General features: G+C 62.6%; 19 protein-coding genes. 16 read left to right on the top strand and 3 right to left on the bottom strand.

Going from position 1 to position 19406, the window contains the following annotated elements; genetic code table 11:
- Positions 1-4 precede the first annotated feature (4 nt).
- Complete coding sequence (locus HMPREF2806_RS08310) at positions 5-625, bottom strand: TetR/AcrR family transcriptional regulator (RefSeq protein WP_232745371.1); 621 nt, start codon at positions 623-625, stop codon at positions 5-7.
- A 112-nt stretch (positions 626-737) separates the two neighbouring features.
- Between HMPREF2806_RS08310 and HMPREF2806_RS08315 the strand changes: the two genes are divergently transcribed.
- The 10 genes from HMPREF2806_RS08315 to HMPREF2806_RS08360 all read left to right on the top strand — a co-directional run bounded on the left by HMPREF2806_RS08315 (position 738) and on the right by HMPREF2806_RS08360 (position 8897).
- A complete protein-coding gene (locus HMPREF2806_RS08315) occupies positions 738-1196 on the top strand; it encodes a hotdog fold thioesterase (protein ID WP_070517297.1) in 459 nt (152 codons plus the stop codon).
- 111 nt (positions 1197-1307) lie between these two features.
- On the top strand, positions 1308-2294 hold the full coding sequence (gene paaA, locus HMPREF2806_RS08320; RefSeq protein ID WP_070510126.1) for a 1,2-phenylacetyl-CoA epoxidase subunit PaaA: 987 nt from the start codon (positions 1308-1310) through the stop codon (positions 2292-2294).
- Positions 2295-2342: 48 nt separating this feature from the next.
- Complete coding sequence (gene paaB, locus HMPREF2806_RS08325) at positions 2343-2630, top strand: 1,2-phenylacetyl-CoA epoxidase subunit PaaB (protein WP_046648767.1); 288 nt, start codon at positions 2343-2345, stop codon at positions 2628-2630.
- A complete protein-coding gene (gene paaC / locus HMPREF2806_RS08330) occupies positions 2627-3463 on the top strand; it encodes a 1,2-phenylacetyl-CoA epoxidase subunit PaaC (RefSeq protein WP_070517300.1) in 837 nt (278 codons plus the stop codon). Before paaB ends, paaC begins: the two co-directional genes overlap by 4 nt.
- A 27-nt stretch (positions 3464-3490) precedes the next feature.
- Positions 3491-4030, top strand: coding sequence for a 1,2-phenylacetyl-CoA epoxidase subunit PaaD (gene paaD / locus HMPREF2806_RS08335; RefSeq protein WP_070510120.1), 540 nt, complete (start codon positions 3491-3493; stop codon positions 4028-4030).
- A complete protein-coding gene (gene paaE / locus HMPREF2806_RS08340) occupies positions 4030-5190 on the top strand; it encodes a 1,2-phenylacetyl-CoA epoxidase subunit PaaE (protein ID WP_070517302.1) in 1161 nt (386 codons plus the stop codon). The genes paaD and paaE overlap by 1 nt, the downstream gene beginning before the upstream one ends.
- Positions 5191-5201: 11 nt before the next feature.
- A complete protein-coding gene (locus HMPREF2806_RS08345) occupies positions 5202-5978 on the top strand; it encodes an enoyl-CoA hydratase/isomerase family protein (RefSeq protein WP_070517305.1) in 777 nt (258 codons plus the stop codon).
- A 74-nt stretch (positions 5979-6052) separates the two neighbouring features.
- A complete protein-coding gene (locus HMPREF2806_RS08350; protein ID WP_070517307.1) occupies positions 6053-7249 on the top strand; it encodes a thiolase family protein in 1197 nt (398 codons plus the stop codon).
- A complete protein-coding gene (locus tag HMPREF2806_RS08355; protein WP_070517310.1) occupies positions 7250-8017 on the top strand; it encodes an enoyl-CoA hydratase/isomerase family protein in 768 nt (255 codons plus the stop codon).
- Between the two features lie 28 nt (positions 8018-8045).
- Positions 8046-8897: a 3-hydroxyacyl-CoA dehydrogenase family protein gene (locus HMPREF2806_RS08360; RefSeq protein WP_046648761.1), complete on the top strand. Its 852-nt coding sequence runs from the start codon at positions 8046-8048 to the stop codon at positions 8895-8897.
- Between the two features lie 11 nt (positions 8898-8908).
- On the opposite strand, the gene HMPREF2806_RS08365 is transcribed toward HMPREF2806_RS08360, so the two are convergent.
- Positions 8909-9316, bottom strand: a complete 408-nt coding sequence (locus tag HMPREF2806_RS08365; RefSeq protein ID WP_070517313.1) for a PaaI family thioesterase — start codon at positions 9314-9316, stop codon at positions 8909-8911.
- A 102-nt stretch (positions 9317-9418) separates the two neighbouring features.
- On the opposite strand from HMPREF2806_RS08365, the gene paaZ reads away from it, so the two are divergent.
- The 3 genes from paaZ to HMPREF2806_RS08380 all read left to right on the top strand — a co-directional run bounded on the left by paaZ (position 9419) and on the right by HMPREF2806_RS08380 (position 14568).
- Positions 9419-11479 (top strand): phenylacetic acid degradation bifunctional protein PaaZ, encoded by a 2061-nt coding sequence (gene paaZ / locus HMPREF2806_RS08370; RefSeq protein ID WP_070517314.1) that lies wholly within the window; start codon positions 9419-9421, stop codon positions 11477-11479.
- 77 nt (positions 11480-11556) lie between these two features.
- Positions 11557-13257, top strand: a complete 1701-nt coding sequence (locus tag HMPREF2806_RS08375; RefSeq protein ID WP_070517320.1) for an FAD-binding dehydrogenase — start codon at positions 11557-11559, stop codon at positions 13255-13257.
- A gap of 27 nt (positions 13258-13284) precedes the next feature.
- Positions 13285-14568 carry a hypothetical protein gene (locus tag HMPREF2806_RS08380; protein ID WP_070517321.1) on the top strand — a complete coding sequence of 428 codons (1284 nt, stop codon included), beginning with the start codon at positions 13285-13287 and terminating at the stop codon, positions 14566-14568.
- Between the two features lie 399 nt (positions 14569-14967).
- Here the strand turns inward: HMPREF2806_RS08380 and leuS are convergent, their stop codons facing one another.
- Positions 14968-17817: a leucine--tRNA ligase gene (gene leuS, locus HMPREF2806_RS08385; protein WP_070517324.1), complete on the bottom strand. Its 2850-nt coding sequence runs from the start codon at positions 17815-17817 to the stop codon at positions 14968-14970.
- 199 nt (positions 17818-18016) lie between these two features.
- On the opposite strand from leuS, the gene HMPREF2806_RS08390 reads away from it, so the two are divergent.
- The 3 genes from HMPREF2806_RS08390 to HMPREF2806_RS08400 form a co-directional block, all read left to right on the top strand.
- Positions 18017-18289, top strand: a complete 273-nt coding sequence (locus HMPREF2806_RS08390; RefSeq protein ID WP_049154824.1) for a type II toxin-antitoxin system Phd/YefM family antitoxin — start codon at positions 18017-18019, stop codon at positions 18287-18289.
- Complete coding sequence (locus HMPREF2806_RS08395; RefSeq protein ID WP_070510079.1) at positions 18289-18672, top strand: type II toxin-antitoxin system VapC family toxin; 384 nt, start codon at positions 18289-18291, stop codon at positions 18670-18672. Before HMPREF2806_RS08390 ends, HMPREF2806_RS08395 begins: the two co-directional genes overlap by 1 nt.
- 352 nt (positions 18673-19024) lie before the next feature.
- A partial coding sequence (locus HMPREF2806_RS08400) for an ISL3 family transposase (RefSeq protein WP_070517326.1) occupies positions 19025-19406 on the top strand: 382 nt, incomplete at its 3' end.

The following is a 19406-nucleotide window of genomic DNA, read 5'->3' on the forward strand; positions in this document are numbered from 1 at the left end:
GCGACTAGCCCGTCGCTTGCGGAGCTAGGCCGCCAAACACAACACTCTCAAAAGCACTGGCCAGCTCCTCGGCACCAAGTCGACCCTCCGGCTCGTACCAATCAGACGTCGAGTTAATCATTCCGAAAATCATGCGGGTCAACAGCGGAGCCTCAATATCGGAGCGAATAGCACCCTCCTCCTGAGCAGCCTCCACCAGCGGAACCACGGAACGCGTCAGCGTACGGCGGCGCTCCAACGCGCTCCGCTCCACCTCGGAGTTTCCACGCAAACGGAGCAAGAGCGCGACAGACTTCGGGTCGGAGCACAGCACCTCAATCGAGCCACGCAACAGCCCGCGCACCCTCTCCCCCGCCGACACATCGGCCGCGGCCATCTCTTCCGCAACCGCTTCCAAACGGCTCAGTGCCTGCACTACCGTGAGCTCCAAAATCTCTTCTTTGGAAGAGATGTGGTGATAGAGCGCGGACTTAGAAATCCCCAATTCGCTCGCCACATTATCCATCGACGTGGCGTCGTAGCCGCGGGCTGTAAAAGCACGGACAGCTGCACGAATGACATCTTCACGGGAGTAGCCGGGGCGGCCACGTGCCGCGCCCTGGACAGTGGATTTCTCATTCTTCACGCAGTCCATTCAAGCAGAGAGCCCCGAGCACCGTTAGACTAGTGAGCCACCACACCCCTTTTCGCTCCCTCGGCAGCACTGCGGAAACCCCTTACCTCAAGGAGGAATTCCCATGAGCACCGAGCACCCCATCCTCGCCCCCGGCGTCGCCGAAAGCCCCGAGTTCACCCACGTGCGCACCATGTTCGACGATGACCGTGCCACCGCGGAGATTGGCGCGAAGATTACCGCGCTAGACGTCGGCAAGTGCGAAGGCCACTTCACCGTCCGCCCGGAGATGTGCAATGGACATGGCACGGCACAGGGTGGCTATTTATACATGTTTGCCGATTCCATCTTCGCCGGCGTTTGCAACTCCGGTGGCGACTTGGCCGTGGCCGCGCACAACTCGATTCACTACATCGCCCCCGCCTTCGAAGGGGATGTCGTTGACGGGGTTGGGGTGACCCGCCAAGCCTGGGGCCGCAACGGCGTTGTCGACGTCACCCTCAGCATCAAGGGTAAGCCCATCGCCGAATTCCGCGGCACATACCGCGTGCTGCCCGCCAAGCCCCAGAACCGCAACAAGTAGGGCGCAGCTCACAAACTTGGTTGACATAGCTCACACATGCCCCATATACTGACCAACCAGTCAGTAAGTATCACCGAGCCGACACTGAGCAGAGAGGGAACGATTCCTCCCATGACCCCATCAGAGAAAACACTCGCCGCCGTCCCGGCCGCGGATGAAGCACAAGCACAGCAGCGCTTCGACGAGCTCATCGCCGAAGACTCCCGCATCGAGCCCACCGACTGGATGCCGGCTGCCTACCGCAAGACCTTGACGCGTCAGATTTCCCAGCACGCGCACTCCGAAATCATCGGCATGCAGCCGGAGGCCAACTGGATCAGCCGCGCGCCTTCGCTCAAGCGCAAGGCCATCCTCATGGCCAAGGTGCAGGATGAGGCCGGCCACGGCCTCTACCTCTACTCCGCTGCGGAGACCTTGGGCACCTCGCGCGACGAACTGGTGCATCAGCTTCTCGACGGCACCGCCAAATACTCCTCCATCTTCAACTACCCGGCGCGCACGTGGGCCGACATCGGAGCCATCGGCTGGTTGGTGGATGGCGCCGCCATCTGCAACCAGGTCCCGCTCTGCCGTGCTTCCTACGCACCCTATGGCCGCGCCATGGTGCGCATCTGTAAGGAAGAGTCCTTCCACCAGCGCCAAGGTTGGGAGATCCTCTACGAGCTGTCCCACGGAACGCCCGAGCAGAAGCAGATGGCGCAGGAAGCCATCAACCGTTTCTACGGACCCGCACTCCAGATGTTCGGCCCGCCGGATGATGACTCCCCCAACTCCAAGCAGTCCATGGCGTGGAACATCAAGCGCTTCTCCAACGACGAACTGCGCCAGCGCTTCGTGGACATGATTGTCCCGCAGGCCGAAGCCCTTGGCCTGCACTTCGAGGACCCGGACCTGAAATGGAACGAAGAGCGCGGCCACTACGACTTCGGCGAGCTCGACTGGTCCGAGTTCAAGGCCGTCATCAAGGGCGAAGGCCCCTGCAACGTGCAGAGGATGCAGCGACGTCGCCAAGCGCATGCCGACGGCGCGTGGGTCCGTGAGGCTGCCGCAGCCTACGCCGAGAAGCACCACTCGGCTGATACCTCGCTCATCGCTTAACCCCTAAGCACACTGCTCAACCAGCTTCGAGACTTTAAGGAAGATTCCATGTCTAGCTCCACCTGGCCCATGTGGGAGGTCTTCGTACGCTCCTCCCGCGGCCTTTCCCACGTTCACGCCGGCTCGCTCCATGCACCGGATGCCACCATGGCCCTGCGCAATGCCCGCGATCTCTACACCCGCCGCAACGAGGGAACCTCCGTCTGGGTCGTGCCCAGCGAGGCCATTGCCTCCTCCGACCCGGACTCCAAGGGCGGATTCTTCGAATCCCCCCAGGGCAAGAGCTACCGCCACGCCACGTACTACGACAAGTCGGAAGGAGTGCCGCACCTGTGACCGGATTTGCAGCCGCCGATTCTGCGACCAAGCAATCGCAGGGCAACGGCATCACCGCAGAAGACATCGCCGCCTCCGGCGCAGTGGCCCCCGAGGACACGGCTCGCTATGCGCTCATGCTGGGCGATGACGCCCTCATCCTGGCCCAGCGCCTGGGCTGGTGGATTTCCCGCGCGCCGGAGATGGAAGAGGACATCGCACTGGGCAACATCGCCCTCGATCTCATCGGGCACGCCCGCTTCCTACTGACCTACGCCGGTACCGCATGGGGCAAGACCGAGGATGACTTGGCTTACTTCCGTAACGAGGAGGAGTTCCGCTCCGCGCGCTTGGTCGAGCAGGAGAACGGCGACTTCGGCTACACCATCGCCCGCCAGCTGCTCTTCTCCTACTACCAGTACGGGCTCTACACGGCCTTGCTGGAGTCGCAGGATGAAACCATTGCGGCGATCGCGGCGAAGGCCATCAAGGAAGTCGAGTACCACGTCGACCACGCCAACCAGTGGATTCTTCGTCTGGGCCAAGGCACCGAGGAGTCCCACCGCCGAATCACGGAGGGCCTGATGTACATGTGGCCCTACCTTGACGAGCTCTTCGAGGATCTCCCGCTTCACGAGAAGCTGGCGGCAGAAGGCATCGCAGTTCTGCCCTCGAGCCTGCGCGCGCAGTTCGATGAGCGCATCGCCTACGTCCTAGACAAGGCAGGTCTGGCCATCCCGGACGTCAAGCAAGCCCGCTCCGGGCAGCGCACCGGGCGTTTCTCCGAGCACCGCGGTTTCATCCTCGCGGAGATGCAGTCCTTGGCGCGCCAACACCCCGGCGCGACCTGGTAAAGACAAGGAAAGGACCAAGGTTTCATCGTGTCCATCACAGATAAATCCCACCCGCTGCGCCCCACGCAGCCTGACGACGCCCACGTGTGGGACGTCGCCGCCGAGGTTCCCGATCCGGAGATCCCCGTGATTTCCATCGCCGACCTTGGAATTCTTCGGGACGCTCGCCTGGATGGCGATACCGCGGTGGCCACGATTACCCCCACCTACTCCGGCTGCCCCGCCATGGAACACATCACGGCGGACATCACCACAGCGCTGACCGATGCCGGTTACGCGAAGGTGCGCGTCGACCTCGTTCTCCACCCGGCGTGGACCACCGACTGGATGACGGAGACCGGCCGGCAAAACCTCAAGGACTACGGCATTGCCCCGCCCAGCGGAAAAACCCGGGCCACGCCGGAAGGTCCTATCCCGCTCACACTCGAACCGCCGCCGGCCATCGAATGCCCCCACTGTGGCTCCCGCCGCACACGTAAGCTTGCCCAATTCGGTTCCACCTCCTGCAAAGCTCTCTACAACTGCCAGGATTGCTTGGAGCCCTTCGACTACTTCAAGGTGCACTAATGACCACGACCCCGTCTGCCCCCGCAAAGAAGAAGGCCACGTTCAACACCCTGACCGTGTCCGAGGTGCGCGCCCTGACCGAGGACTCCGTGGAGGTTTCCTTCGCTATCCCTCCGGAGCTCCAGGACGACTATGACTACATCCCCGGCCAGTACGTTGCACTGCGGGCAACCATCGACGGCCAGGAAGTCCGCCGCTCCTATTCCATCTGCGATGTGCCTCGCGACGGCGTGCTGCGCGTCGCCATCAAGCGCGACCGCGGTGGCGTCTTCTCCACGTGGGCCAATGACACCCTGCAGCCCGGCGACACCATGGACGTGATGAACCCGCAGGGCGCGTTCACCTCAAAGACTCACCTGACCGGCCTTAACAACCCCGAGGCCGTGCGCGAAGAACTGGAGAAGCTGGAGAACCCACACCTCGTGGCCATTGCAGCGGGCTCCGGCATCACGCCAATCATGGCCATCGCCCAGACCGTGCTCCACACCTCCCCCGACACCACCTTCGAGCTCATCTTTGCCAACAAGGGCGGCGGCGACGTCATGTTCGCCGAGGAGATTGGTGACCTCAAGGACAAGTTCCCTACCCGCTTTGCCGTGCACCACGTCCTGTCCCGCGAGCAGCGCGTTAACCCGCTGTTCTCCGGGCGCATCGATGCCGAAAAACTCCAGACCCTGCTGGATAACGTCGTGCGCACGGACGCTGTCGACGAGTGGTTCCTCTGCGGTCCCTTCGATTTGGTGCAGCTGGTGCGCGATGAGCTGGCCAGCCGCGATGTCGGTGAGAAGGACGTGCGCTACGAGCTGTTCACCACCGGTAAGCCCTCTGGGGATCAGAACCAGGCCGGGCGCCACGTCGAGGTGGATCCGGAAGGCGATAACGTCACCATCAACTTCCAGCTCGATGGCCTCTCCGGTTCTGTTGAGTCCCCGGTTTCTGCCAACGAATCCCTGCTCAACGCCGCCCTGCGCGTGCGCTCCGACGTCCCCTTCGCCTGCGCCGGCGGCGTGTGCGGCACCTGCCGCGCCAAGCTGGTCGAGGGCGAGGTCGACATGGCGGAGAACTACGCGCTGGAGGCCGATGAGGTCAAGGCTGGCTACATCCTGACCTGCCAGTCGCGCCCCACCACGCCCACCATCGTCCTCGACTTCGACGCCTAGGAGAAACATCCATGATCGACCTGCACCACGACGCCGAAGCCGGGGTTATCGAGCTCGTACTCAACAACCCGAAAGCCCTCAACTCCCTCGCGGAGGAAGACCTCGCCGAACTCTCCCGCTGCCTCGATGAGGCCGCGCAGCTTAGCCCCCGCGCACTCATCTTGCGCGGTGAAGGCAAAGGCTTTTGCGCCGGCCGCAACATCAAGGGGCTCAACCCGCGCGAAGACGACGCCACCGCATACCTCGCAGGCGTGGTTACCCCGGTGCTCAAGAAGATCGATAACTTCCCTGCCCCCACCTTCGCCGCCGTGCACGGCCCCTGCCTGGGTGTCGGCCTCGGTCTCGCTTTGGCCTGTGACGTCGTCTACGTCGCCGAGGATGCCAAGTTCGGTTCCCCATTCGCCAACCTAGGCGCCACCCTGGATTCGGGCGGGCACTCCCTCTTCGTCGAACGCCTCGGCACACACCGCGCGATGGACCTCATCATCACCGGCGAACTCATCTCCGGTGCGGAAGCGGTGCGCGCTGGCCTCTTCTCCCGCGCGCTACCAGCAGAGGAGCTGCTGGAGTTTACCCGGGGCGTCGCCCAACGCGCAGCCCGCGGCGCCACCCAAGCTTTTCTCACCAGCCGCACCCTGGTCCAGGACATCCGTGACAACGGCACCGGTTTGTGGGCCAGCGTCGATGCCGAGAACATCGCCCAAGGAAAACTCTGCGATACCGAGGACTACTACGAAGGCTTCGCCGCTTTCAATGAGAAGCGCCCGCCGGTCTTCCACGGACGCTAAAACCTCCAGACCTTCTAGAACGCATACCGCGCAGTTCACACAGCGCAGTACACACACAATAGTTAAGGAATCATATGACTGCATACCTGGTATCCGGCTTCCGCACCCCCGTGGGCCGCTACGGCGGCGCACTGTCCTCGGTTCGTCCAGATGACCTCATGGCCACCGCCATCAAGAAGACGGTGGAGGAGGCCGGACTCGATCCCTCCGCGGTGGATGAAGTCATCATCGGCAACGCCAACGGCGCCGGCGAGGAGAACCGCAACGTCGCCCGTATGTCCTGGCTGCTCGCCGGGTTCCCGGACACCGTTCCCGGGATGACGGTCAACCGTCTGTGTGCTTCGGGCATGTCCTCGATTGCCCTGGCCACCGCCCTCGTGGAGTCCGGCCAGGCGGATATTGTCATCGCCGGTGGCGTCGAATCCATGTCCCGCGCGCCCTGGGTCATGGAGAAGCCAAGCAAGCCTTTTGCCAAGCCAGGCCAGGTTTTTGATACCTCCATTGGCTGGCGTTTTGCCAACCCAAAGTTCGCGGAGCAGGAGAAGATGACCTACTCCATGCCGGAGACCGCCGAAGAGGTGGCCAACGTCTTCGGCATTAGCCGCGAGGAAGCCGACGCCTTCGCCGTGCGTTCCCAGGAGCGCGCGCTCGCCGCGATTGAGGCCGGCAAGTTCGCCAGGGAGATCGTGCCCATCGAGGTCACCGACCGCAAGGGCAACGTCACCGTCGTCGACACCGACGAAGGCCCCCGCCCGGGCACCACGATGGAGGTTCTGGCCAAGCTGCGCCCGGTGACCTCCCTGGGAGATGTCACCACGGCGGGCAACGCCTCCTCGCTCAACGACGGCGCCTCCTGCGTCATTGTCGCCTCCGAGGAAGCCCTCAAGAAGCACAACTTGACCGCCCGCGCCCGCGTGGTGGCCAACTCCGCGCGTGGTGTGCGCCCGGAGATCATGGGCACGGGCCCCATCCCGGCGACCCGCGACGTGCTCGAGCGCGCCGGCTGGGAGCTCGACAGCGTGGACGCCGTCGAGCTCAACGAGGCCTTCGCATCACAGTCCATCGCCTGCATCCGCGAGCTGGGCTTGGATGAGGACAAGGTCAACGCGTGGGGAGGCGCCATCGCGCTGGGCCACCCGCTGGGATCCTCCGGTTCCCGCATCACGTTGACCCTGCTGAACCGCCTGGAAACGGACGGGCTGCGCCGCGGCATCGCCACCATGTGCGTGGGCGTGGGCCAGGGCACCGCAATTGCGATTGAGAGGGTGTAGATGACTACTGCCATCGAAATTTCAACGCGTGGCGAGAACGACGAGATTGTCGTCGCCAAGCTCAACCGCCCCGCCGTCCGCAATGCCATCGATGAGCAGATGGTGACAGAGTTCCACGAACTCTGCGCGCAGCTCGAGTCCGATCCCCGCATCCTCATCATCACCGGCTGCACCGTAGATACGTCCAAGGGCCCTCGCGGGATCTTCGCCTCTGGGGCGGATATCGCGCAGCTTCGTGAGCGCCGTCGCGAGGACGCCCTCCGCGGCATCAACTCCGGCATCTTCCACCGCATCGCCTCCCTTCCCGCCCCCGTCATCGCGGCGGTGGATGGCTACGCTCTCGGCGGCGGATTGGAGCTGGCCTTGGCCGCAGACTTCCGCGTGTCCACTCCTTTTGCCAAGTTTGGTCAGCCGGAGGCCGGCCTGGGTATCGCTGCCGCCGCGGGTGCAACCTGGCGCCTCAAGGAGTGCGTGGGCACCCCGCTGGCGAAGGAGATTCTGCTGGCCGGGCGCATCCTCAACGGCGAAGAAGCCCTGGCCAACCACCTGGTCAGCGAGCTGCACGAGCCGGACGCGCTTGTCGACGGTGCCCTGGAACTAGCCGGGCGCATTGCCCAGCAGGACCCGCTCGCCGTGCGCCTGACCAAGCAGCTCATCGCCATGCCAGATGCAGCGCACCCGGCGGTGGATAACATCGCCCAGGCCGTGCTCTTTGAGTCCCCCGCCAAGTTTGAGCGGATGCAGGCCTTCCTGGACCGCAAAAAGTAAACCTTCCACTCACAAGGAGATTCAACTCATGTCCTCAGTACTGCAGGTTCCTGCCAAGGTCGGCGTGCTCGGCGGCGGCCGTATGGGCGCAGGCATCGCTCACGCCTTCCTGGCCGCCGGCGCGTCCGTGACCGTGGTGGATATCAACGATGACGCCGTGGCCGCCGCCCGCGAGCGCGTGCACAAGGCCATCCGCGGCTCCCTCGACCGCGGCGCGGAAGGCACCTTCGAATCCTGGGATGAGCGTCTCAGCTTGTCCACCGCCGCCTCCGCCTTTGCCGGCTTTGACCTCGTGGTTGAGGCAGTTCCGGAGTCGATGGATCTCAAGGTGGCCGCCTTTAAGGATATCGCCGAAGCCGCCCCGCAAGCCGTCGTCGCCACCAATACCTCCTCACTATCGGTGTCCCAGCTGGCAGAGAGCATCCCCAACGACGTCATCGGCCTGCACTTCTTCAACCCGGTTCCGGCCTCCAAGCTGGTGGAGGTGGTCGTCGCCGAGTCCACCCCTGATGCACTCGTGGACACCGCCAAGGGCTGGGTCGAGGGCCTGGGCAAGACCGCGGTGGTGGTTAAGGATGCCCCGGGCTTCGCCTCCTCCCGCCTCGGCGTGGCCATTGCCCTTGAAGCTATCCGCATGGTCGAGGAAGGCGTGGCCTCCCCGCGCGATATCGACAACGCCATGGTGCTGGGCTACAAGTTCCCCATCGGCCCGCTGGAGCTGACCGATATCGTGGGCCTGGATGTGCGCCTCGGCATCGCCGAATACCTCGAATCCCAGTTGGGTGAGCGCTTTAGCCCGCCGCAGCTCATGCGCGACATGGTCGCCCGCGGCGAGCTGGGCCGCAAGTCCGGCAAGGGCTTCTACGACTACTCGGATTAAGGCACGCGCCCTTAGTTCTTATTTTTAGGAGCCACGAGCGCGTTGGTAATACGCGCCGTGCACAGCCTCCTCCCCTCGTCATCTGTAATGACGATCTCGTGGGAGCACAGCGTCTTACCCAGCTTGATGGCGGTGGCCGTCGCCGTCACCAGACCCGAGCGCCCGGAAGCGTGGTGCGTCGCGTTGATATCCACGCCCACGGCGACCTTGCCCAGCGTCGAGGCGTGGATCACCGCCGCCCAGCTGCCGACGGCCTCGGCGATACAGGCCATGGCACCACCGTGGAGCAGCCCGAAAGATTGGGTATTTCCCTCAACCGGCATGGTGGCTACCACTCGCTCAGCCGACTCTTCCAAGATTTCTACGCCCATCTTCTTGTCCAGCTCACCCAACTGAATCTTCCATACCCCTGCGGCCATGCTGCACTCCTTACTTAATCCTAGAAATGTGACGCAGACTATACTAGCCTGTATTTACTGACCAACCGTTCGGAAACTAATGGAAAGGCCAAACTTTTCGCTATGACTGAAGCCCTCGTCCCCAGCTACCTCTCCGGCCAGTGGCTCACCCCGGACAACCCTTCGCGCGTTGCGGACGTGCACGACGCCTCCACCGGGGACGTTGTCGCCAGGGTTAGCGCCGAAGGCCTCGACATCGCCGGCGCCATCGATTACGCCCGCAATACCGGGCGCGAAGGACTGCAGAAGCTCACCTTCCACGAGCGCGCCCTCAAGCTCAAGGAGCTGGCGATCTACCTCCAAGACCACCGCGAAGAGCTCTACGAACTGGCCAACAAGGCCGGCGCTAATAAGCGCGATAATTTCGTCGATATCGACGGCGGTATCTCCACCATGTTCACCTTCTCCTCAAAGGGCCGCCGCGAGATGCCCAACTCCACCGTCATGCCGGATGGCGAAGCGGAGGTCTTCTCCAAGGACGGCTCCTTCATTGGCCGCCACATCTACACCTCCATCCCTGGCGTAGCCGTACAGATCAACGCCTTCAACTTTCCCGTCTGGGGCATGCTGGAGAAGTTCGCCCCGGCCTTCATCGCAGGCGTGCCCTCGATTGTTAAGCCCGCCACGCCGACCGGCTACATCACCGCGGCGTGTGTGCGCCTCATGATCGATTCCGGAATCCTGCCGGAGGGCAGCCTGCAACTCATTTCCGGCTCCGCCCGTGACCTGTTGGATCACCTGGACTATCGCGATCACGTGGCCTTTACTGGCTCTGCTGATACTGCGAACACCCTGCGCGCACACCGCAACGTCATCGAGGGCGGCATCCAGTTCAGCGCGGAGGCTGACTCCCTCAACGCCGCCATCTTGGGTACCGATGTCACGGCGGACTCCCCGGAGTTCGACGCCTTCGTCAAGGCAGTCTTCGGCGAAATGACCTCAAAGGCGGGCCAGAAATGTACCGCCATCCGCCGCGCCATCGTCCCGCATGCGCTTGTCGACGCCACCATTGAAGCCCTCAGCGCACGCCTGCGCGACAAGGTGGTCGTGGGCGATCCGCGCGATGCCTCCGCCACCATGGGTCCGTTGGTCTCCGCAGATCAGAAGCAAGACGTCGCGGAGGCCGTCGAGAAGCTCAAGGCCGGCGGCGGCGAGGTAGTCTACGGCGGCGAGGAGGCCAAGGGCGCGTTCTTCAACCCCACTATCCTGCGCTTTGCCGATAACCGCGCCCCAGCTGTCCACGACACCGAGGCCTTCGGCCCCGTCGTCTCCTTCCTGGGTTACGACTCCCCCGCCGAGGCCATCGAGCTCGCCGCCTTGGGCTCTGGCTCGCTGGTTGCCTCCGTTATTACGCATGACCCGCAGCTGGCACGCGAGTATGCACTCGGCATCGCCGCCCATCACGGCCGCCTGCACTTCCTCGACCGCGATGATGCGAAGACGTCTACCGGCCACGGCTCTCCCCTCCCGCACCTCGTCCACGGTGGCCCGGGTCGCGCCGGCGGCGGCGAAGAACTGGGTGGTGTGCGCGGCATCCTGCACTACATGCAGCGCACCGCCGTTCAGGGAACCCCGGACCACCTCACCGCCATTACCGGCCAGTGGCACCGCGGCGCAGCCGTGCAGCGCGTGACCCGCGCCGACGTGGAAAACGGCCAGGGTACCCACCCCTTCCGCAAGGACCTGGCCACGCTGCAGATTGGTGACCAATTCGCTTCCGACCTGCGCCACGTCTCCCTCGAGGAAATCCTCGAGTTCGCGGAGAAGACCGGCGATACCTTCTACGCCCACACGGACGAGGAGGCTGCAACAGCTAACCCCTTCTTCCCGCGCCGCGTCGCACACGGCTACCTGCTGGTCTCCTGGGCTGCGGGCCTCTTCGTGGAGCCCGCACCGGGCCCGGTTCTGGCCAACTACGGCCTGGAGAACCTGCGCTTCATCACGCCGGTGACCTACGACGATTCCATCCGCGTGGAGCTCACCGCCAAGCGCATCACCCCGCGCGTGACCGATGACTACGGCGAGGTCTGCTGGGATGCCGTGCTCTACAACCAGGAGGACGAGATCGTGGCGACCTACGATGTCCTCACCCTCGTGGAGAAGGTCAACACGACCTACGCCTAGGCCATACCTCGGCGCGAAGACGATTGTGTGCGAGCCAAGTCACACAATCGAGTCCGGTTTCTTTTATCATTACTGTCATGAAAGAAACTACCTCAACCACTGGCTCCGTCATCATCGTCGGCAGCGGCCTCGCCGGCATGGTCGCCGGCTACGAGGCCCTCAAGGGCGGCAAGCACGTCATCTTCTTAGAACAGGAAAACCGCAATAACCTGGGCGGCCAGGCCTTCTGGTCTCTCGGCGGGCTGTTCTATGTCGACTCCCCCGAGCAGAAGATGATGAGGGTTAAGGACTCCGAAGACTTGGCCTGGCGGGACTGGGCCAACTCCGCAGATTATGACCCAGTGACCGAGGCGGACCGTCACGACTACTGGGGCAAGAAATGGGGACGCGAATACGTGCGCTTCGCCGCCAATGAAAAGCGCTGCTACCTCAAGTCCTTGGGCCTCAACGTCCTACCCACCATCGGCTGGGCCGAGCGCGGTTCCGGCGATGCCTCCGGCCACGGTAATTCCGTCCCGCGCTTCCACCTCACGTGGGGCACGGGCCCGGAGGTCGTGCGCGTGTTCCGTGAGCCGCTCCTCAAGGCAGAAGAAAAGGGCCAGGTAGAGTTCCACTTCCGCCACCGCGTGGATGAGCTCGTCGTCGACAACGACGACACTGGTAGTCCCCGCGTCGTCGGCGTGCGCGGCAGCGTCCTCTCCCCCACCAGCCAGCCGCGCGGTGAGGCGAGCCCGAGGGACGTCGTCAAGCACTTTGAGCTCCGCGGCGCCGCCGTGGTCATCGCCACCGGCGGCATCGGCGGCAACCTGGACAAGGTACGCAAGATGTGGCCCACTGAGCGTTGGGGCGAATGCCCGAAGGAACTGGTCACGGGCGTTCCAGCGCATGTCGACGGCCGCGGCATCGACATCGCCCAACAAGCCGGCGCCTCCGTGGTCAACACCGACCGCATGTGGGCCTACACCGAGGGCATGACCAACTGGAATTCCATCTGGCCTGGCCACGGCATCCGCATCATCCCCGGCCCCTCGGCACTGTGGCTCGACGCCGAAGGCAACCGCCTGCCCACCAACCTCTTCCCCGGCACCGATAACCTAGCGGCCTTGGCCCACATTGGCCAGACCGGGCACGGTTACTCCTGGTTCGTGCTCAACCAGGCCATCGTGGATAAGGAGTTCATTTTCTCCGGCTCAGAGCAGAACCCGGATCTGACGGATAAGGAATTCAAGAAGCTCGCCGGCAAGCTAGGCCCCGGCACGCACGTGGCAGTCAAAGCTTTCATGGAAAACGGTATCGACTGGGTCGTGGAAGACAACCTGGAGGATCTCGTCACCGGAATGAACGAAATCTCTCCGGAGGGCTCCCCCACCATTGATGTAACCCAACTTAGGAAAGTTCTGGAAGATCGCGATTCCCAGCTGGATAATCCCTTCAGCAAGGACGCCCAAGTCAACTATCTCCGCGTGGCCCGCGGCTTCTTAGGCGACAAGCTCATCCGCGTTGCTCCCCCACACCGCATCCTCGATAACTCCAAGGGCCCTCTCATCGCCGTGCGCCTGAAGTTCCTGACCCGCAAGACGCTCGGCGGCCTGGAGACCAACCTGGACGGCCAGTGCCTCAACGCCGACGGTACGGTTCTGCCTGGCCTCTATGCCTGCGGCGAGGCCTCCGGTTTCGGCGGTGGCGGCATGCACGGCAAAAATGCGCTGGAAGGCACCTTCCTGGGCGGGTGCATCCACTCGGGCAAGCGCGTGGGCGAAGCGTTGGCGCGCGGCTAGCACTGTTTTCTAATACTGTCGGGCACTATGAACCTCGCTAGGAACGTCCGCATCGACGTGGAGAATCCCTTCTTCACCACCTCCCGCTTCGTCGCCGCCCCCGCGGAACTCACCGTGGGCGAGATGATGATCATTGTCCACGCCGCGCTCGGCCTTGAGCCCTCTCATCCGGGAATCCTCGTGGGCGAGGAAGGCACGCCGATCGACGTCCTCACCATCATTGACCAGGACTTTTTCGAGACCTTCCGGGAAGTAGCGCACTACCACCCCTCGGACGGCGCATGGAATATCAGCATCAGCGTGGCGGACACCTCGCGCGTCGTCATGGGGCTGCCAGCCCTCATCGCCGGTGAGGGCCCCGATCTGATGAGTGAGCTGGGCAGTGCCGAGGCGATGTTCAAGGTGGTCCTCGATGTCCAGGCGACTATGGCCTACATGGCTGTTCCTACCGAGAGCATGGAGCGCATCTTCGCGCTCTTCCCCAACTACACACTGGACCAAATCCACCAGCGCCTCACCACCTTCTTCCCGCCGGCAGTGGCGCAGCGCCTCGCCACCATGGGCACGGAGGCCGCCAACCTGGAGGGCGGCACCAAGCCCGCACTGCCTGGGGATCTCCCCCTGGATCCTTTCCGCTCCACACCCTTCGAGGACATCCCGGTGCCCTCCTCGGAGATGCTGGAGGAATGGCGCGCGGAAATCCACGAGGCCTACCCGGAGCTGCGCCCCGACTATGAGCTGCCGGCGCTTGACGACGCCACCGCTCACCACGTAGGCCAGCGTATACGCGAATACCTCGAGGTCATCGAGGAATATCCACGCCTGACCGGGGCCGGCTACCTCAAGCAGGCGGCTGTCGCGCGCCTCAAGGAAGGGCTGAATAGCCCCAATGATTTTGATGACGTCAAGCGCGAGGACTACCACCAGCCGCTGTTGAACCTGCGCGGATTCCTCACGGACTTGGATTGGCTCAAGACCACAACGACGCAGATCAAGCTCACCAAATATGGCCGCAAGGCCATGAGCGATCCGCTCTGGGCAACGCAGGTCATCATGAACAACATCCCTTATGCCTACGCCGAACCGGAGGGCATTCCTCAGCTCTCCTTCGAACTAGTCCACCTATTGCGCGGTGAGTGGGAGTTCAATCCGGAATACGACTACACGCACGCCATCACCCGCGACCTGCTGTTCACGCTGGGCATTCTCGAGGATGACTCCACGTTCCCTGACATCACCGATGGGTGCCAAGGCTTCCTCGGCGAAATCATCACCAAGGTGCGCAAGGAGCTGAACCAAGAGCTGGACTAGTTCCAAGTCGCGACCTTGTAGACGCCACTAATGACACTGCTACCTAGTATTGTTCGGCGGTGGGGTGGGGTTGTTCCACGCTAAATCCGCCTAGGACAGGAAGGCGTCCTGCAAAAGGCATCTTTGGGTCTAAAAACGCCATCTGCACTGAGTAAATGGCGTTTTTGGCCGCGAAAACGCCTTATGACAGATGCCTTTTGTCAGACGCCTTTTGTCAGTTACCTCCCGCATGTCGATGGAGTCACGCAGACGTTGCGCGCTGCGAGGGGAGTGACGAAGGTACACGCCTAGGCGCAAAACTGCCCTAACTGACGATTTTCCCCACGATCATTCGCTGGAAGGCGCTGGTTTCGTCAACTAGGGCAGTTGGGGCCCCGACTTATCGGGGCCCCGGTGGTTTTATTTGACCACCAGGTTGACCATGCGGCCCGGAACGTAAATCTCCTTGACCACGTTCTTGCCAGCGGTGAGCTCCGCAATGCGCTCATCGTCCTTGGCAATGCCCACGACGGTGGCTTGGTCGGCGTCGGCAGGCACCATGACGCGGGCCTTGACCTTGCCGTTGATCTGTACCGGAACCTCGATCTCATCATCAACCAGGTACTTCTCGTCGAACTCCGGGAAGGCCTCGTAGGTCACGGTCTCATCGTGACCAAAGCGCTTCCACAGTTCCTCCGCGATGTGCGGGGCAACAGGGGAGACCAGCTGGGCCAAGGGCTCCACGGCGGCGCGCGGCGCGCCCTTCGGGTAGGCCTTCGTCAGGTAGTTCACATACTCAATGAGCTTGGCCACCACGGTGTTCAGGCGCAGGTTCTCGTAGTCATCGCGCACACCGGCGATGGTGCGGTTGAGGTGCTTCAGGTCATCGTCGGAAAGCTCCGCGTCCGTCGTGCACAGCTCGCCGGAATTCTCATCGATAGCCAGGCGCCACAGGCGCTGGAGGAAGCGCTGCGCACCGACGACGTCCTTTGTTGCCCACGGGCGGGAGGTATCCAGCGGGCCCATCGACATCTCGTAAACACGCAGGGTATCGGCACCGTACTCGTTGCAGATGTCATCCGGGGCCACGGCGTTCTTCAGGGACTTGCCCATCTTTCCGTACTCCTGGTTAACCTCTTCGCCGTTGTAGAAGAACTTGCCATCCTTCTCCTCAACCTCGGCGGCTGGGACGTAGACGCCACGGGAATCGGTGTAAGCGTAAGCCTGGATGTAGCCCTGGTTGTAGAGGCGGCGGTAGGGCTCCTTGGAGCTCACGTAGCCCAGATCGAAGAGGACCTTGTGCCAGAAGCGCGAGTAGAGCAGGTGCAGCACGGCGTGCTCAACGCCACCGACGTAGAGGTCAACGCCACCCGGGTCGTTGGCACCGTGCTCGTCTGGGCGCGGGCCCGTCCAGTAGCGCTCGTTCTCAATATTGCAGAAGATCTCGTCATTCGTCGGATCGATGTAGCGCAGCTGGTACCAGGAAGAACCTGCCCACTGCGGCATGACGTTGGTATCGCGGTAGTAGGTCTTGGGGCCATCGCCCAGGCCCAGGTCCAGTTCCACCTCAACCCACTCGCGGGCCTTGGCCAGCGGCGGCTGCGGGGAGGAATCGGCATCATCCGGGTCGAAGGACACCGGCTTGTAGTCTTCTACCTCTGGCAGCTCGATGGGCAGCATCGACTCCGGCAGCGGGTAGGCCTGGCCGGCCTCGTCGTAGACGATGGGGAAGGGCTCGCCCCAGTAGCGCTGGCGGGCAAACAGCCAGTCACGCAGCTTGTACTGGATCTTCTCGCGGCCCACGCCCTGTTCCTCCAGCCACGGGATGATGGCGGCGATGGCCTCGTCCTTGGACATGCCGTTGATGTCCAGGGAATCGTTGGCGGAGTTCACGGCCTTGCCGGACTCGGTATAGGCCTCCTTGGTGATGTCGCCGCCAGCGACGACCTCCGTAATGGGCAGGCCAAAGACGGTGGCGAACTCGTAGTCACGGGTATCGTGCGCCGGGACCGCCATGATGGCGCCGGTGCCGTAGCCGGTCAGGACGTAGTCCGCGATGAAGATCGGGACCTTCTTGCCGTTGACCGGGTTGGTGGCATAAGTGCCCAGGAAGACGCCGGTCTTTTCCTTGTTCTCCTGGCGCTCCAAATCGGACTTCGCGGCGATGGAAGCACGGTAGGCCTCCACGGCCTCCTTCGGATCATCGTGGCCGAAGGTCCAGCGCTCGTCGACATCATCCTCGTAGGGGATGGGGGAGAGGAGGGCGTCGACAAGCTCGTGCTCCGGGGCCAGCACCACGTACTCCGCGCCGAAGAGGGTATCCGGGCGGGTGGTGAAGACGTCGATGTTGTAGCCCTCAGCGTGGAAGGTGACCTCCGCGCCGCGGGAGCGGCCAATCCAGTTGCGCTGCATGGACTTGACCTTCTCCGGCCAATCCAGAAGCTCCAGGTCATCGAGCAGGCGGTCCGAGTAAGCGGTAATGCGCATCATCCACTGGCGCAGGTTCTTGCGGAAGACCGGGAAGTTACCGCGCTCGGACTTGCCCTCCGCGGTGACCTCCTCGTTGGCCAGCACCGTGCCCAGGCCCGGGCACCAGTTCACGGTGGAGTTGGACAGGTAGACCAGACGGAAGTCGTCGAGTGCTTTGCGCTGTTCTTCCTTGCTCAGGTCCGCGTAGTAGCGGCCGTCCTTAGTGGTGCGCTTGCCCACCTCGAGCTCCTTGATGAGCTCAGAAATCGGGCGCGCCTTCTGCTGCTCCTCATCGAACCAGGAGTTATAAATCTGCAGGAAGATCCACTGCGTCCACTTATAAAACTCCGGGTCAGTCGAGGCCACCGAGCGGCGCGGATCATGGCCCAGGCCCAGAAGGCCCAGCTGGCGGCGCATATTCTTGATATTCGCCTCCGTCGTGGTGCGCGGGTGCGTACCCGTCTGGATGGCGTACTGTTCTGCCGGCAGACCGAAAGCGTCATAGCCCAGCGTGTGCAGGACGTTCTTGCCCAGCATGCGTTGATAACGCGCGTAGGTATCCGTAGCGATATAGCCCAGCGGGTGGCCCACGTGAAGGCCCGCGCCGGAAGGGTAGGGGAACATGTCCTGGATGTTCATCTTCTCCGCGGGAAGTTCCTTACCCTCCTCCGCGAGCGGCCCAACTGGGTTCGGCGCATTAAAGGTGCCGTTATCCTTCCAGTACTGCTGCCAGGCACTTTCGATCTGCGCGGCGAGCTCCGGCGTGTAGCGGTGGGTGGTGTTATCGCTCGGGTTAGTCATGGTTAGACAGTGTAGTCACCGCACGGACATCTCCCCAGTTAGACCCAGCTAGGCCGCAATTCCGTTCCGCAGCGCGGCCACGCAACTGACGACGCCCCCCTTGTCCCCTCTAAGCTCTGCCACTAAAATCACCATTGTTCTACTGTTCTACATTTAACTTTTTACAGTCACCAGCCAATAAGGAAAGGCGGTTGGAGCAATGACCAACATTTCTTTGCGCGAACTCAACCAGCGTTCTGGCCACATCGTTCGCGAAGTTGCCGCTACAGGTCAAAGCGTGGTCATCACCGACCGCAATCGGCCCATTGCTCGCGTTGTTCCCATTTCATCTCTAGATAGCCCCGTGGAGCAGTTAGTAGCTGCCGGAATCCTGAGCCACAACCCGAAGCCTTACTCACAGCCAAGCACCACAGACTATCTGCCTTCCGGGACAGACGTTGTATCGCTACTGGATAGGGAAGACCGCTTGTGATGATCTACGTCGACACTTCGGCACTAGCGAAGTTGGCCTTGCCCGAGCGCGAAAGCTCCGAAGTCGCTGCACTCCTTGAAGGCCAGCAACTGTTTTCTTCTGCACTCATTGACATCGAGTTATCTAAAGTGTGGCAGCGCAGTGGCCTCACCGGCGCCGGTTACCGGAAGTTCACGGAGGGGGTCTCCAAAGTTGGCATCAGCGATGAGGTCATTCGTCGAGCTTGCTCGCTGACCGGCGTTCGCTCCCTGGATGCCATCCACCTGGCGAGCGCCTGTCTTCTCCGCGACGCTGGCCTCACCCTGACCTTTTTCACCTACGACAAACAGCTCCACGCCGCTGCCCAGTCTCAAGGTTTTGCTGTCTTTCCCTCGCCACAGTGACGACCACCAATACAAGTCTTGGGGGTACCTCTACGTCGTCTTCACTACCAACCCGACTTAGGCCAAATTGGTGCGGAACAACTCCACCCCGCCGTCGAAAAATGCAAGGTAGCAGCGTCAAGAGTGACGTTGCGGCACCTGCCCGATGACCTAAGTCGGGACACAACGACCGTTCCCGTAGAACACTGTACGCATCTTCGCGAAGCGGATTACCGGCTCTTCCGGTTTTGGGGTGCGTAGCGGGGTGAAGTAGAACACGACGGGTTCAGCGGGTCACCACAACATGTAGGGGTCCCTGATGTGAAGATGAAAGTTCCTACACAACCATCTAAACCCACCAGGGACCCGTACTGTGAAGCCTACTGGAAACCTCGTTGCTGACACCATCTGCCGTACCGCGGAAATCGGTCTTGCCATCACCGGTGCTGCCGATGCCGGAGCGTTGACTATCATTGAGGCTAGGCCAGTAGCCGTTGTCGGCGTGTGCCCGGACTGCGGCCAGCCTGGCAAGCTTCGTGACCACACCATCCGTCGACTCGTTGATCTTCCTGTCGTTGGATTCCCCACCAGGTTGCATGTAACAGTCCCTAGATTCTTGTGCACAGCCGACTCATGTAAGAGGAAGATCTTCCAAGAATCTTTAACCTGCGCTGATGACGGCGCCAAGCTTACTTATCGGGTCACCCGCTGGATCTTGCAGCGCCTTGCTATTGACCGGATGAGTGTGTCAGCTA

It is taken from the genome of Corynebacterium sp. HMSC076G08, assembly GCF_001811515.1.
GTDB classification, from domain to species: domain Bacteria; phylum Actinomycetota; class Actinomycetes; order Mycobacteriales; family Mycobacteriaceae; genus Corynebacterium; species Corynebacterium hiratae.